The organism is Sphingobium sp. RAC03, assembly GCF_001713415.1.
GTDB lineage: Bacteria > Pseudomonadota > Alphaproteobacteria > Sphingomonadales > Sphingomonadaceae > Sphingobium.
Genome location: NZ_CP016453.1, coordinates 234,721 through 249,397 on the forward strand (window position 1 = coordinate 234,721; position 14,677 = coordinate 249,397).

Below are 14,677 nucleotides of genomic sequence, written 5' to 3' on the forward strand. Positions count from 1 at the left end.
CTCCGCCAGCTCCGCAAGAAGCGACAAGCCGCTCTTGCTTTGGCCCGTCGAAATGGCAAAGTTGCGTGTGACGGGCAGGCCATCGGGGAAGGACGATGGAAATGCCAAAGATGACCGAAAGGGATCGGCTTGCCGATCTCGAAACACGTCAGCGCAAGCTGACAGAAGATCTGGAAACCGCCCGCCGCGCTCTGCGCGGCAAATATGCGGCCATGGTGAACGACGTGCCGATAGAGACGCTTACGGAACGGGAGTTCCGCGAACTTATGATGCAGGCGATCCGGGTTGGTGGCAGCGCAGCGCTGACGGCCCTGAAAAAGTTGCCGCCGGTGACCTGACCCGCCGCGAAGCGGCAATCTGATGATAACCGGCAGAGGTGGGGCATAATGAACCTATTTCTGTCGGTATCAGAGCGCAGGATGACTATGCGGTCTTCCGGGGCAAATCAGATAGGGACGAAGCATCCCCGTTCTGCACATCGACGAATATCAGCGAAACTTCCCCTGCTCCGATCATTCTGGATGATAAAGCCATAGGAGGCATTCCGCGCTATGGCCCTCCCTACCTCTGATGGTCACGCTGAACGTTTCCGCGACGCCCCGCCCTTCCAAACCGCACCCGAAGGGTGTCCCTGCGACGAGCACGGCGAAGCCGCGCGCAGGAGGCCGGGACCGCACTGGCGGTTCCGCATCGCCCCCGCGACGGGCCCGCTTGCGGGTCCCTGAGCGGGGGCGAGTGCTGCGCTTGAAAAAAGAAATGAGGATCGGCCCGGTAAACCGGACCGATCCTCTCGGGGCGTCATTGCGCCTCCCATTCCTGATCGCTGAGCCTCACAAACCGCGCCGGGATACGCTTCTCCCTGACCAGTCGCGCAAGGTGCGATTGCAATCCCGATCCTTCGCAAACCAGCGCTTCGACGGGACGTAATCCGACCATCTGCTCGTTGCGGACAAACCCCGCCCGCTTGCCAAGCTTTGCGCTGAGCCGGAATGTTATGAGCGTCACCTTGCGCGATGCCGCCCACGCGGCCGCCATGGCGTCGCATCCCTTGTCCTGCGCAGTCGTCGCCAGCACCATCATCGGATTTCGGGATTTGGCTTCATCGAGCTTGCCCCAGATGAGGCGGTCGTCGAACCAGCAATCCGCTCCTCCTGAGAAGATCACGATGGGTCCTTGCGGGTTATGCGCGTCGGTTCTGCGCTGGCGACGGGCGGCGAGGAAATCGGTGGCGGCAATAACCGACGCGGTGCGCTTGCTCGACACCAGCGATCCTCTGGGTGCGGACCATGGCCGCCCAGTTTCGGTGTGGAAAACGTCGGCGGCATGGTCGCGCATGCACCGCAGCGCGTCGGTAGCTTCGTCGAGATATTCAAGTTCGTCGCGTGCCTGCTCGAGTTCGACGCTGTGGATTTCGCTGCCGTCGGCGCGACGCAGCAGGTCCTGAACCTGCCGTGTCGCCTTGTCGGCTTGGCCCTCCCACTGGTCGGCGACGTGATGGAAGCTGTTGACGATACCCCATGCCAGGCGTTGCGCGGCGGGTTCCAACCGCGTGTCCCGCAGGACATCGAAAAGTGTCGTGACGATCAGTTCGACGGCGAGCTGGGCTTCCCTCGGATCGGGCATGTCGGTCGCCATCTCCTCACCGCCTCGCCCGATGCGGACACCATCGAGATCGGACGCGAAGGCGGCGTGGAAATCGTCGGTGGTGGCCGCTGTCTCCTGCGTGATGAATGTAGCAATGTCGGAAAATGTGCGGTTGGACTGGTTGATCTTCGTCATATGAACCTCCTTTTGAAACGAAAGAGGTTCCCCCTTGGGCACGGGCTCCGAGCGGCGGGGTCAAGGATCGCGGAACGCGACCGGCGAAGCCGGCGATGGGGGTCACGATTTTTTGGGGCGGCCACTATGGTCGTAGGAGAAGCGCCGCGCCTGATCCGCCCCGAAAAATGGTGGGGCCCCGTCGTCCTTGAGGCCGACGTGGTCCCGTGCCACCCTTGGAATTCTTGAGAGAGAGAAGAGGCGTTGCGAATCTGGGGCTCGATGCCCCTGATTCGCAAATGGGTGCCTCCAGGCGCTGCCCTTGCGGGAGAGAGCTAGCCACGCTTGCCCTCATCGCCAGGGTCAGCATCTGTTCCATGAAAAAAGGGACAGCGCGTAGCGCCGTCCCCGAACAGAATGCGAGCGATGTATTGTCAGGCGGCGCGGCGACGTCGGCTGCGCAGTGGCGGAGTGACCTTTTCGACCGGCACCTGGTCGGCCTTGCGGAAGGCATGGATCGGAACGCCTGCCTTGCGCAGAGCCTGATAAAGATTGGCCTGAATACCCGATCCCTCACCCAGCAAGGCTTCGACAGGCTTTAGATCCACAAGCTTGCGATTGCGGGCGAAGGGCGCACCGCGCCCCGACCCCGTCAGCGAATATGTCACAAGTTGCACCTCCCGATTGCCCGCCCAAGAGGCCACGATCGCGTCGAAGCCCTTGCGCTGCGCGGTCGTCACCAGCGTCATATGCGGGATGCGTTCGAGGATCGTGTCGAGCCTGTCCCAGAGCAGCTGCCAGTCATGCCATTCGGCATGGCCCGAGGCGATAACGATCGGTCCACGGGGGCGGTACCGCTCGCGTTCGGCCAGTTCCCGGGCACGCAGGAAATCCTGTATCGACACCTGCGTAGCGGTAGCGGCCTTCGATGCGCGTGATCCGCGCGCCGGCGACCAGGGGCGACCCGATAGCACACGGAAAGTTTCGGCGGCATAATCGCGCATGCACTCGACCGCCTCGCGCTGTTCGGTCAGCGACTGGCACAGGAGCTGTTTCTCCTCCAATTCGCTATTGAACACCTCGGAAGGCTCCGTGCGCCGGATCATGTCGCGCAGCTCATGGGCCAGCATATCTTCCTGTCGTTCAAGCTTGCCAGCGACGAAGTGGAAGCTGTTGACCATGCCCCATGCGATTTCGGGCGCGAGCGCGTCGAGGCGGGTATCGGTCAAAAGATCGAATATGCTGGCGATCACACCCGCGCAATCCGCCTGCGCGTGGAGCGGTTCGGGCATATCATGCTCGCCCGGTGCCTCGCCCGGCGTGATGATCGAAAGCGGGATGGGATCGCCAAAGGCGCGCTTGAATTCCGGTGTCGCCGTCATCTGCGCAAACAGCGCCGGCAGGTCTGCGAAGTGGCTGATACGCCGCGAATGGTCGTGGGTCATGGGACTTCTCCTCATCATGGAAAAGGAAAAAGGGGCGCAAACGCGCAACGGCGTCCCGCCCCATTATGTCGGATCAGTGCATGCTCGGTGCGCGGGCGAAAGCGATCGAGCGCGTCAGAACGGCATCGACGATTTGCGCGGCATGGGGCGCAAAGGGTGTGCCTTCGAGCAGGTCATAAATAGCAGCGATGATTTCGCCGCATGTAACGCCGCCAGGGATCTCCGGCGAGCGGACCGCAAGCGTGTTTTGGGGTGCCAGCAGGTCCCGAATAGCGGGACTGGCCATGATCGCGGCGCAGAGCGCCGAGAGATCGGAGAGCGGCGCGATGTCATGAAAAGAAGGAAGCGGCATGGACTGTCTCCTCATGCGAAGAAAGGAAAAGGGCCGGGGAAGCCTGACGCCTCCCCGGCCCGGAACGGGTTCCGATCAACGGGTGATCAGAACGGGCCCTCCTCGCCGAACGGCGCGCCCGCACCGGCCAGCTCGCCGTCAGCCCCTGCGGTGCTGTCGCCGAAGCCGCCCTGATCGCGCGCGCCGCGGTCGTCATAGTTGGTGCGGCTGGTCCCCATGCCACCTCCGAAGTCGGAGCGCATGGTGTCGCGCCGCCATGCGACCATGTAGCCGCCATGATCAGCCGGGAAGAGCGCGATCGGCAGCGGCTCGGGCAGGCTGGGGTCGTCGATATTGCCGGCAAGGAAAACCTCGCCGGTGCGCTTGGACGCAGCCTCCCACAAAGCGCCGACCTGAACCCAGCGACGCGCGACGTTGAGCGCAAGGACCTCATAGACCGGAGCCTTCTCATTCTCGCTCATGACCTTGCGCAGCCCGATGCGCGGGAGATCGATCGTGCGGGTGGCGATCGAGCCCGTCAGGCGGCCGTTCTGATTGAAGATTTCACCGATGTTCATCGTCTTGACCTTTCGAATGTCGCTCGAAATCCATTTTCCGGCGACACCGTCCCCGTCCCTTCTCTCCTCTCTGTCCCACCCTTGCCCCCCGCGCCGCCCGCCGAGGGAACAGCGCTCCCCATCCCTCCCGCGCGACGCTCGCCCCTCCGCCACCCGCAGCCCTGCGACCGGCCCACAATCTGCGCAAACCCCCGGCAAGACGGGCCGCGAATGCAGCGCCGCCGGGGGCAGCGAGGGTGGATGAGGCGCGAGGTTAGGGGCGCGGCGGTAGCCGCGCGGGCGCTACGGTCGGGGGAGTAGCGGTAGCGGTGCGCAAGGCGAGATCATGCGGCCATCGCCAGCCAGCGATCCGGCCACACCGGCGGCCGTGTCGTTACCCGATAGGCCTGGAGGGGGACGATCCCGCGGATGACATAATGCGGGATACCCGTGTCCCGCCGAAGATTGAGGGCGATTTTATAGGCGTGATCGAATGAGCATAAGCGGCGCCGGCAAGGTGACAACCGGGCGGGCAGATCGAACAAGGGCATCATGGCCTCCATGCTGGAACAGGTTCAGGCAGCGATTGACTGGTCGGCATCGACCGCCGCAGCCGCGTTAAGTGCAAGCAGGCTTTGGAGCGTGACGGATGTTCGATTTGCCCGCCGGGTCCTGGGGCCTCGGGACGGCCTGGCCGGATCGTTGAACCGGCAGCCGATACGCGCGGCATGCTTACCGATGACGGCAGGATCGCGGCCAAGCGCCTGGGCGACATCGACCATCGAGACGCCATGGGTCCAGGCGTTGCGGATGGCGCTATCCTCGTCCGCACTGAACGCGCGCATGAAGCCATGCACCAGCCCCAGGCGATTGGCATGATAGAGGACAGCGCGCACGCCGCGACCAAGGTCTTTGGCAATGTCCCGCGTCGGGACCTTGCCATAATCCGCTTGCAGCCGGGCTTCTTCCCCGGACGTCCAGACAGGTCCCTGCCGAAACCCATCGCGGCGGACATGCGTGCCGCGCAAGCCAAGCGCCTCTGCACGCCAGCGAATGGAATGCGGGCTGCGGCCAAGCCGGTCCCGCAACGGCGTAAGGCTCGCGCCACTGGTATAGGCGTGGCGCAGGAGTTCGTCTTCTTCGGTGTTCCAGGGCCTGCCCCACCCCCTGCCGTAACCCAGTTTGCGAAGGCGTTGGCCAAGGCTGCGACTGTTCCGGACCGGAAATCCCTCAGACGCCAGCGCCCTGGCAATGGCGACATAGGGCGCGCCGGTGGCCGCGAGTGCGAGTGCGCGGGCCATTTCCGCGTCGCTCCAGTCGTCCGGTTGGCAGGCATGGCGCAGCCCCAGCGCCGAAGCGCGGGAGATGACGCCAGCGAAGGGACGGCCGATGAGGCTGGCAATCTGGGCGACGGGAACACCCTTCTCGTACCCGACGCAAAGCTGTGCATCTTCCCAACCGCTATAGGGCGGCGATCCGGGTTCGGAGAGACCGAGCAATTGCGCACGGGCATAGAGGGCGCTCACACCCCGGCCCAGGCGCGCCGCCAGCGTCGCGGTTGGTTCCTGCGCGTAGCAGCGCGCCAGTTCCTCATCTTCCCATGCGATCCAGGATCGCCGCGAGTTCCGGCGCAGGCCAAGATCATGGATGCGGGTGGCCACGCTCGCACGGGACCGGCCAAGCAATAGGGCGATCTCATCGATCGTCCAGTCTTCGGCGAAGGCTGCGCGCAGGCGCTGTACTTCGTCGGGGAGCCATGCGTCGGCACGGAAGGCCAGTTCGACAAGTGGTGTCGTTGCGCCAATGTCCCGTTCAGGAATGAACGGCGCAAGTTCGACGATATCAGCGTCAAGATCGAAGCTTGTCTGGGTCATGGCGTTCTTCCTTCAGACCAGGCCGATAACGGGCGTATCGACGACGCGCAGGCGCAACCGGGCCGACAGCCGCGCAATCCGCGTATCGCCGCGCGGCATGGTGTCGGACGCACCGATCGCAGCGAGCAGGTCGAGCCCGGCATCGATATCGTTCGCCGGCAATGCGAGGTGGCGCGCGAGATCGTCAGCCGTGGTGGCGTTTGGCGCGATGTTGCCTAGCGCGCCGACAATACGGGCTGCGGCGGGGGCGGCCGGATCGAGCAGGAAGGCGTCGAGCGCACGCTGGCCTCGCAAGGTCACCTGGTTCCCTCTGGTCGGCGCGACCTCGCGCAGGGTGTCAAGATCGAGCAGGGTCCGGCTCTCGTCCGCGTCGAGATCGGCGGCAGGAACGAGATCAGGCGTGCGCCCGATATGGGGAGTGATCGTGGGATCGATCTTCGCCAGCACCGGCGTTGCCGCAAGCGCCGGGCCGAAGGCGAAGAACTCTCCAGGCGGAAGCTGGCGCAGCAGCGCCGCCTGATCGCTGCCGAACCCGAGAAGATCGGCAGCGCGCGCAACATCGCGATCGAAGACGTTAAGGCCAATCAGATGATTATGCAGTTCGGAGACCACCGAACTGGCGAGCTTGGCGAGGCGCTGGGTCGCGATGATCGTGCCAATGCCGCGCTTGCGGCCGCGGGCGCACATATCCGTCAAGGTGGCGACCCCCAGACGGCGGGTTTCCGCGTCGCGGGCCGAGGCTGCCATATGTGGCGCGAGCAGATGCGCCTCATCGATGCACACCAGCACGGTGTGAGCCCAATGTTCGCGCGGCGTCGAGAGCAGCCCTGCAAAGAAGGCCGCCGCCTTCTCGATGCGATGATCGGGTTCCAGATCGGTAAGGTCGAGATGCAGGGCGATGCGGTGGTGCCGTGTTCGAAGTGCGAGGGCGGTGAGGCCATCATTGGCATAGTCACGCGCGATGACCGTGGTGGCGCCGATATGGGCGGCCAGGTTGGCGAACTCGCCTTCCGGGTCGATAATGATGGTCGTGAGATAGTCGAACGCTTCTTCGATGATCCGGCGTAGCGTCTGGCTTTTGCCAGCGCCCGAAGATCCCTGGATCAGACAGCGCCCCGCCATCAGCTTGCCCAGATCCAGTTCGAGCGGACTGGTCGATGAGCGGCCGAGCGGGACTTTCGTGTCGCGGGTGAAATCATGATTGGCGATCGTCATGAGATATGCTCCTTCACCCGGGCTCGCTCAGAGCGGCCCGAGATGCTGGTCGAGGGAATGGGCTTGAGGCGGCAATGCCTTGGCGGGCCTGGCGATCAGGGATGTGTGTGCTGCGATCTATCGAGCGGCTGCTCGGAGAGCGTCGCGTCCTTTTCACAGGCCTCGCAAAAGGCTGCGTCGAACACAGCGCCGAGCGCCCAGTCCTGGGCGTCATCGTCCCAGCGCGCCCAGGCGTCGCGCATCACCTCGGCGCTGCCACATGCAGAACAGCGGATCGTTATCATCCCAGCAGTGTTCGCGGCATTAACCGATTCCCCGGCGTCGCCCGTCGCCTCCGCCTGCATGGCCGCGAAGACCAGGAACCGATCGGAAGGCGGTTCATCACGGTCGAAGCTCAGCCAGTTCGCTCCGGCTTTGCGGGCGTCTGCCAGCAAAGCCCAGAATTGGGGCGAAAGCCCATCGGGGCGCTCGGGCCAGTCATCCATGAAGCCAAGATGGACCCAGAAGCCATATTGGTGGGCCTCGATCGACAAGATCGGATGATCGACGATGATCCGGCCGCGCCTTCGCGTCGCATGCTGGATCAGCCGGTCGATGGCGTCATGCTCGGCGCAGGGAAGATGCGCTGTCGAACAGGCGCAGACAGGGAAGCGGCGCATGGCCGGTCTCCTTGATTGGGTTGGGACAGGGGCGACAGGTGCGGCGAGCAAATTCCGGCGCCCTTTCAATTCGGCAGGAAATCGACCGTGATGGCACCACGCTCGGCCCGAATGACGATCTTGCGATCGAGCGGGATCAGCCAACTCAGATTATCCCATGCGCTGGCGGTCTCCCTGGTTCCGGACTGGAACCCACCATCCCTTCAGCTCTTCCTCCCCTCCATTTGTCATCAAAGGGCAGGGTGCCCGTTGAGGCCGATGTGCAACCCGCTGTTGCGGCAGCGGTCCCCGGCTGCGAAGAACGAGGAATGCCCAAGGATATGGCTTCGCAACTGACCGCCTTGCTCCGGCGCCTGCCAGACTGGATGCGCCGGGACATCGCCGCCACCGATCCGGCGCGGCGCGAACGCGCCGAGGAGGCACTGCATGCCATGCTGCTTGCCCTGATCCAGGGAACGGCAGGGTCGGTATCAGGGCAGGACGGCTGATGGCGGTCTCCAAAAAGGGCAGTCGCGGTGCGGGCAAGATGACGTCCGAAGCGATCGAGGCGCTGGGACCCGCTCGCCTTGCCCGGCTTGTTCTGGCGCAAGCCGAGCGTGACGCCGTCTTCGCCCGCGCCGTTCGCATCGAGCTGGCGGCCAAGGAGGATAGCGGCGCGCTGGCCCACGAGATCGATAAGCGACTGAAGACCATCCGGCGTTCGCGCGGGTTCATCGAATGGGACAAGGTTCCTGCACTCGCGCGCGAGCTGGATCAGTTACGCGAAGCGATCATGGGGCCGCTAGCCGACCACTCGCTGAGTCAGGCGGTCGAGAGCATGCGGTTGTTCCTGAGCCTTGCCGAGCCGGTGTTCGAAAGGTCGGACGACAGCAGCGGTTCGCTTGGCGAGATATTCCGTCAGGGCGGCGAGGATCTGGGTGGGCTATGGTGCCAGGCGGAGGCACCCAATGTCGAGCTGCTGGCGGGTGACATTCTGATGCTTGTCGAGGGCGACGGTTATGGTGTCTTCGAGGAGCTGCCGGGAGCGGCTTCTCCAGCTCTGGGGCAGAAGGGCCGCGCAACCTTGCGCGGGATGCTGCTTAAGCGGCAGGCGGCCAAGACAGGGAATGACCGGCGGCAGTTCGACTATAAGGTCGGCTGGCTGTTACCCAAACTCGCCGATCTCGACGGCGATGTGGACGCCTATATTGCAACGGTCGATCCCGATCGTCGCAATCCCCTGCTCAATGCGCAGGTTGCCGCCCGCCTGATCGCGCATGATCGTGCGAAAGAGGCCCTTGACTGGATCGATGCACCGGTCGATCGCGGTCATAATGAGCGTGAGCTTGCCGAACTCAAATTACGTGCCTTTGAGGCGCTGGGCCGCAGGGACGATGTACAGGCGCAGCGCAAGGCGATCTTCGACCGCTGGCTCGACGTGCAGGCACTGCGCGACTGGCTCAGGGCTTTGCCCGATTTCGAGGATGTCGCTGCGGAGAGGCAAGCCCTCGATCAGGCCATGGCATACGATCGGGCGACATCGGCGCTGGCGTTCCTGATTGCCTGGCCCAATCTCAAACGCGCCGGCGCGCTGGCAAGGGACAGGCTCGAAGATCTGGAAGCCCGGGCTTATGACGTTCTGCGTCCTGCCGCTGAGGCATTGGCGCAGGCCGACCCGGGTGGGGCCACCCTGCTCTATCGGCGGCTGGTCGCCGGCGTCCTCGACCGGGCAAGCTCGAAATATTATCCCTATGCCGCGCGGGACTTCGCGGCGGCGGCCGCCCTGTCCGACCGTATCGCAGGCGACACCGACATCGTGTCGCATGAGGACTGGATGGCCGATCTTCGCAAGGTGCATGGACGCAAGATCGGCTTCTGGAATCAGGTCGCGGGGAAATTCGGATAATTAAGAGCAAGCCGGGGTGGCCAGGATGGAAATCTACTCACCAATGGTGGAGCGGCAGTCCGTCGACGTCACTGCCGTCACAGTCGAAGAGCAGGAACTGAAAGCCGCGCGCGCGGCCGAAGGCGATGAGCCGCAGCAGGTCCTGCGGCAATTGCGCACGGCGGTCGTCATCGATGGCGCGCGTCGGCACGAACCAGCCATAGACGGAAGCTGCGATGTCGATCGGTCGATCGCTGGGCGGCCAGGACGCCCATTTATCGAGGCATGAGGCGGTATGGACCGTCAGATGGGCGGTCGATAATACACAATAGCGGCCCTGCTCGATCAATCCTGCAATAAGGGGTCGCGCGTATGCGACGGGCTCAAAGCGTATAAGGTCCTTCGTGCAGCTCTCTGAGGGGTGCTGTTCGAAATAGCTTGATATCACCTTGGCGTCGGACAGCGCTTTCGGGTCGCGGGAGTCATCGATCTCGCTCCAATATTCGCGGCAATAAGCAGCAATCTCCGCATCGAGAGCCATCGCATCGACTGCGACATGAATGTTCATGCCATGTCGATGTTCGATCACGGCAGCATGAACCTCTATCGCAATATGATTCTTATGGCTGGTCCCGATTGCGGGTGGAGGTGCCGCGCCATATCCTGCTGGTGGAACCAACGTAGATTTGGCGTTCTGAGCAGGCGCAGTTCCTCGAATGACCGGATGGCGAGGATCTGACCAGTCGACAGTGTCGGCAATCCAGCGGGGCACAAAATCCCAGTCGAACGAAAGCGGATATTCGCCTTCGACCGCTCGCCATGCGGCCTCGACCGCTTCGACCCAGCCTACCACGACAAGGCGCAGCGCCGCGGTGCCCAGTGTATCGACGCATTTGTGCAGGGCGAGCGCCCGGCTGCTTGCATCAGAATTGGTCACAGGGCGATCGCGCAGTTCGAGGACGGCTTCCCAAAGACAAGCAGCGGTTTCAAGATGGGATAGCGTGTAAAGGGTCATTGATATGGCTCCGGCGGGAGGGGACAGAACGTTCGCAGTTCGGACAGCGGCTGGACTGGCGTACACATCTGAGGATTCCAGCCCGCAAGGGCTATCATTGGGAATGATCGCAGGGGTTCATCAGGCGGTGCGGACGGTGGCGGTTCGGCTGAGGTCGGGAATGCGCGCATCGTCATAGACGCTGTTGACCGACATCTGCAGCGCCTGTTGCTCCGCAGCGAACCAGGTGGATGCGGGAATGGTATAGGTCTCGGTGGCATATTGCTCGCCGCCACTGAAGAAGGCGATGTCGACGATAAATTGCGGCAGGGGAAGGGACGAATGGGCGCGCATGACGGCATCCTTTCATGACGATGGCCATCCCGGTGCGTGTCCGGGATGGCCATGAGAAGGTGGAGCAGGAATGGGAGCGGTGTCGCCGGGCGTCAGAACGCCTGTTCGAGCAGCTTTCTGGCCTTGTTTTCCAGGTCGAGGCGGCTGTCCTGATGCGGCTTCGATCGGGCCAGCGCCGTTATACCCTGGACGAAATCATAGATGGACTCAGGCGGACGGCCTTCTTCTGCCAACACGGTCTGGATGATCTTTGCTGTCTCGGCCTTCGAAAAGCCGCGTTTGCGCAGGAAGGGTTCGCGGTCCTCCTCCTTGCGCGCGACGATCCGCTCGCGGGCGGCCTTGATGCCGGAGATGAAATGCGATGGCGAAGAGTTTGCGAAATGCTCAAGCGCCGGCGCGGCCTGATGCGCAAAACGGGCGGCGGCGAATTTCGAGTGGCGGATATTGACCTCCTCGAAATTTTCGACACCCCACAGGCACCTGTTGGCGCATACGCCGCGTAGGTAAAAGGTCGCGATCCCAAGGGTTTTGGAGCCAACCTCGCTGTTCCAGGCGTAGAAACCGCGGAAGTAGAGGTCGGGATCGCCGTTAGGCAGCTTGCCCGCCTCGATGGGGTGCGTATCGTCCACAAGGAACAGGAAAATGTCCCGGTCCGATGCGTAGAGCGTGGTCGTTTCCCTGGTGATATCGACATAGGGGTTATAGGTCATGCTGCCCCAATCGATGGTTCCAGGCACCTTCCACCTTGTGTCGCCGACGCCATCTCCGGCAAAGGCCATCACCGCCTGCACCAGTTCCCAGTCGAAGATCCTGCCATATTCTGATCCGGTAGCCGCTCGCAATTCGGTGCGGCCATTCTCGGTCTGGAGCAGTTTGACCTGCTCGCCGCGGTGGTTGATCAGCCCGTGCTGGAGATTGATGCCGGCAAGCGCGGCGGGAAGCTGGCGCAGATAGGAGGCTGGCGCTCCGACCAAACTTGCGACCTGTCCAAAGGACCAGTTGGTGGGTGCAAGCGCTCGATCATCGCCAGGTGCCATGAGCATCAATCGCTCTGGATTGTCGCTTTTCGCCTCGACCCGGATCGAACGACTTTCAACGATGCGCGTGGTCGCCCGGTCCGCGCGACTGCGCACGGCGTCATAAAGGCTGGTGAGCGAGAGATATTTCTCGTCGTCGGGACGTGAGAACCACTCGGAGGATACGCGGCTGCTCATATGTCCGCGCGAGACATCGATCCGATAGGGAGCGCTGAGCCGGGGGCTGTCGGTCATGGGGGCAAGAGTCGCCATGGAAATCGTCTCCTAGAGATATAGAGCGACAGGCGCTTCACGGCCCCTGTCACATCCCCACCCCACTCTTCCCTTTCTCGCGTCACGCGATCATGGTTTTACAACGCCAGGGCAGGCGGCAACGGCGTCACCTGCGGCTTGCGCGTTTTACAAAATAGTGTATATGTTGAACGAAAGGAGTCAGTGATGGCGACGAAGCACGAGGATCATCTTTCCCAGCGACATGGAGCGGTCGTGGCCGCTGCGAAGGCGGCGGGTTTGCTGTCGGGCACGAACAGTGCGGTCGGCGCGCGCGTACCGCGTGAACTCATCGATCGCGCCAAGATGCGCAGCGGCATCGCCTCGACCACCGATCTCGTTGAATATGCCCTTGCCAAAGTGGCGCTTGAGGATGATTTTGGCGCCAGGCTTGTGAGCCGGAAGGGTGCGATCCCGGCGGATATTGTGCTTGGGATTTGATCGCAAGGCCTCGTTGCGTAGGATCAGGCCGCAGCGATCTGCTGCCAGGCTGTCGCGACGCCCCGAAACGGAATTGCCGCTCGTTCACAAGGCACCGGTCATAGGCCGGGAGCTTTTGCTCGACACCTGCGTCTATATCGATGTGCTTCAGGGCAAGACGTCGGTTGAAGTAGACGCCTTGCTGGAAAACCGGATCGTCAATCACTCCAGCGTAGCGCTTGCCGAGATGACCCATCTGATGGGTGCCCTCGATCCTGCCGACAAGCGCACGGCGTCGGTTCTCAAGACGCTGGGACGGACGATCGACGATATCCCGGAGCATCGTCTGAGCGCCCCCTCCTCCCGCATGTTCGGAGAGGCCGGTATGCTGGCAGGCATGGTCACACGGCTTTCCGGCCAACCCCATTCGATCGCCCTGCTGAACGACGCCCTGCTGTTTTTACAGGCTGCCGCGACCGGCTGTGATCTGCTGACCGGAAACCGGCGCGATTTTGATTTTCTGGATCAGCTCATTCCAGGAACGGGCCTCATCCTGTATTGACCTCTCACGCAGGCCCGGCAAACCAGCTATGATCCCGACCGCCATGATCGCTCAGGCAACGCGCCAGCAGCACCAGCGTTCGGCGGCCTGCCGGGGGCCGAGCAGGCCATGATTTCCGGCACACCATGAACGAAACGAAGGATCGAGCGCGAGAGCCGGATCGCCGAGCCGGTCGATAACATCCTGCATGAAGCAATCGACCGGGTCGATGGCTGTCTCGGCTCTGGCGGCAGCGACGACAGCCTGAAGCTGCGCCATCATCTTCTCGGCTTCATCGATCGAAATATCCTCGACCGCTCGCATGCCGCCGCGCGGTCCGCAGATGGCCAGGGTAATGATTGTTGTGCCAGACGGTATCCGGCCCAGGGCGTCGATATGGACATGTCGGGACATGCCAATCTCCTATGATGTGAGATGCGGGAGATCAAAAAAGGCTCAACTGTCGCGGCATGGATCGCTGCGATGCCCTTGCTTCGCGCGATGGCGGAACGGCATCTCGCGGTGGTGATGGCGAACCTGCCTTCTTGGTAGCGTGTGGTGCCGTCGCGGCCAGCGGTTCGCCTTGCCCGGCGAGCCGGGCATCCCATCCACCCAGAATATGGGCTGGTGTGCTCAGGAAGCATTTTGCCATTCATAGAGAAGATGATCGTCGGGACCATATTGCGAACCGATGGCGATCCGGACAAGGCGACCATCGCAGGCAAAGGAGGATGCCCGGGGAAAGGACAGGTAGGAACGACCTTCTAGAATAAGGTCGCCGGAGCGCACTTTCGTGATTTCGCGGGTCGTCCCGAGAAGTCGATGACCGGCGGGTGCGTCGATCAGCTTCAACCGATCACCCGCTTTGATGCGCTTCTTGAACGCCGCCAACGATATGACTGGGTCGACGGGATTGCGGATACCCTGACGTTTTGCCAATGCCGCCTAATAAGCCTGACCGATGCGGACATCGCAGTAGAAACTGCATGACCAGAAATCCTGCAACGGATTGGTCCGGGTAAACCCGAACCGCTTTATTTGATCGCGCACCTCGGCGATGAAGGCGTTCTGCGCATCACGGCCGGTCAGGTCGGCAGGGGAATCTAGTATCTCCGCAATGACTTTGCGCCCTCCGGCAAATTTCTTTGTGCGGATCGCGAAGGCGGGTCCGGTAAAATGCTGTGCCAGATGGCGTTCGATCCGGGACGCGAGCGATGGCAACGCTTCACCGGCGCGATAGAGATCGCCCTCATAATGAAAATTGCCGCGTTCATCATACTCGGTTTGGCTATAGAGGCGCGCGGACGCGCCCGGCGCGCTAGCGTCGGTCATCATGATATCCTTGTGGCTTTAAGAAG

The 14,677-nt window shown here is 62.7% G+C and carries 16 protein-coding genes and 1 pseudogene; 5 read left to right on the top strand and 12 right to left on the bottom strand.

Features of this window, described 5'->3' with window-relative positions:
* The first annotated feature begins 101 nt into the window (after nt 1-101).
* On the top strand, nt 102-338 hold the full coding sequence (locus BSY17_RS01045) for a hypothetical protein (RefSeq protein WP_069064456.1): 237 nt from the start codon (nt 102-104) through the stop codon (nt 336-338).
* 460 nt (nt 339-798) lie between these two features.
* On the opposite strand, the gene BSY17_RS01050 is transcribed toward BSY17_RS01045, so the two are convergent.
* The 7 genes from BSY17_RS01050 to BSY17_RS01085 form a co-directional block, all read right to left on the bottom strand.
* Nucleotides 799-1,779 carry a DUF2493 domain-containing protein gene (locus BSY17_RS01050; protein WP_069063988.1) on the bottom strand — a complete coding sequence of 327 codons (981 nt, stop codon included), beginning with the start codon at nt 1,777-1,779 and terminating at the stop codon, nt 799-801.
* 413 nt (nt 1,780-2,192) lie between these two features.
* A complete protein-coding gene (locus tag BSY17_RS01055) occupies nt 2,193-3,203 on the bottom strand; it encodes a DUF2493 domain-containing protein (protein ID WP_069063989.1) in 1,011 nt (336 codons plus the stop codon).
* Between the two features lie 73 nt (nt 3,204-3,276).
* Entirely contained in the window at nt 3,277-3,555 is a 279-nt protein-coding gene (locus tag BSY17_RS01060) for a hypothetical protein (protein WP_069063990.1), read from the bottom strand.
* An 86-nt stretch (nt 3,556-3,641) separates the two neighbouring features.
* Nucleotides 3,642-4,112: a DUF736 domain-containing protein gene (locus tag BSY17_RS01065; protein WP_069063991.1), complete on the bottom strand. Its 471-nt coding sequence runs from the start codon at nt 4,110-4,112 to the stop codon at nt 3,642-3,644.
* 554 nt (nt 4,113-4,666) lie between these two features.
* Entirely contained in the window at nt 4,667-5,965 is a 1,299-nt protein-coding gene (locus tag BSY17_RS01075) for a hypothetical protein (RefSeq protein ID WP_069063993.1), read from the bottom strand.
* 12 nt (nt 5,966-5,977) lie between these two features.
* On the bottom strand, nt 5,978-7,180 hold the full coding sequence (locus tag BSY17_RS01080; RefSeq protein ID WP_069063994.1) for an ATP-binding protein: 1,203 nt from the start codon (nt 7,178-7,180) through the stop codon (nt 5,978-5,980).
* Between the two features lie 95 nt (nt 7,181-7,275).
* Nucleotides 7,276-7,839, bottom strand: coding sequence for a DUF5983 family protein (locus BSY17_RS01085; RefSeq protein WP_069063995.1), 564 nt, complete (start codon nt 7,837-7,839; stop codon nt 7,276-7,278).
* Nucleotides 7,840-8,147: 308 nt separating this feature from the next.
* Here BSY17_RS01085 and BSY17_RS01090 point away from each other — a divergent pair, with 308 nt between their 5' ends.
* Together BSY17_RS01090 and BSY17_RS01095 are read left to right on the top strand one after the other, a co-directional pair.
* On the top strand, nt 8,148-8,327 hold the full coding sequence (locus BSY17_RS01090) for a hypothetical protein (RefSeq protein WP_069063996.1): 180 nt from the start codon (nt 8,148-8,150) through the stop codon (nt 8,325-8,327).
* Nucleotides 8,327-9,724, top strand: a complete 1,398-nt coding sequence (locus tag BSY17_RS01095; RefSeq protein ID WP_069063997.1) for a DUF6880 family protein — start codon at nt 8,327-8,329, stop codon at nt 9,722-9,724. Before BSY17_RS01090 ends, BSY17_RS01095 begins: the two co-directional genes overlap by 1 nt.
* Before the next feature lie 37 nt (nt 9,725-9,761).
* Here BSY17_RS01095 and BSY17_RS20725 read toward each other — a convergent pair whose 3' ends face one another.
* The 3 genes from BSY17_RS20725 to BSY17_RS01110 form a co-directional block, all read right to left on the bottom strand.
* Complete coding sequence (locus tag BSY17_RS20725; protein ID WP_237236190.1) at nt 9,762-10,784, bottom strand: DUF5983 family protein; 1,023 nt, start codon at nt 10,782-10,784, stop codon at nt 9,762-9,764.
* Nucleotides 10,785-10,838: 54 nt separating this feature from the next.
* The gene (locus BSY17_RS01105) at nt 10,839-11,051 is read right to left on the bottom strand and encodes a hypothetical protein (protein WP_069063998.1); all 213 of its coding nucleotides are present in this window, start codon (nt 11,049-11,051) and stop codon (nt 10,839-10,841) included.
* Between the two features lie 92 nt (nt 11,052-11,143).
* Entirely contained in the window at nt 11,144-12,340 is a 1,197-nt protein-coding gene (locus tag BSY17_RS01110) for a DUF932 domain-containing protein (protein WP_069063999.1), read from the bottom strand.
* Nucleotides 12,341-12,526: 186 nt separating this feature from the next.
* On the opposite strand from BSY17_RS01110, the gene BSY17_RS01115 reads away from it, so the two are divergent.
* Nucleotides 12,527-12,799 carry a hypothetical protein gene (locus tag BSY17_RS01115; RefSeq protein ID WP_069064000.1) on the top strand — a complete coding sequence of 91 codons (273 nt, stop codon included), beginning with the start codon at nt 12,527-12,529 and terminating at the stop codon, nt 12,797-12,799.
* Between the two features lie 13 nt (nt 12,800-12,812).
* Nucleotides 12,813-13,340, top strand: a complete 528-nt coding sequence (locus BSY17_RS01120) for a type II toxin-antitoxin system VapC family toxin (protein WP_237236192.1) — start codon at nt 12,813-12,815, stop codon at nt 13,338-13,340.
* 51 nt (nt 13,341-13,391) lie between these two features.
* Here BSY17_RS01120 and BSY17_RS01125 read toward each other — a convergent pair whose 3' ends face one another.
* Complete coding sequence (locus BSY17_RS01125) at nt 13,392-13,733, bottom strand: hypothetical protein (RefSeq protein ID WP_069064002.1); 342 nt, start codon at nt 13,731-13,733, stop codon at nt 13,392-13,394.
* Between the two features lie 219 nt (nt 13,734-13,952).
* Nucleotides 13,953-14,651: pseudogene (locus tag BSY17_RS21440) on the bottom strand (hypothetical protein).
* Nucleotides 14,652-14,677 lie beyond the last annotated feature (26 nt).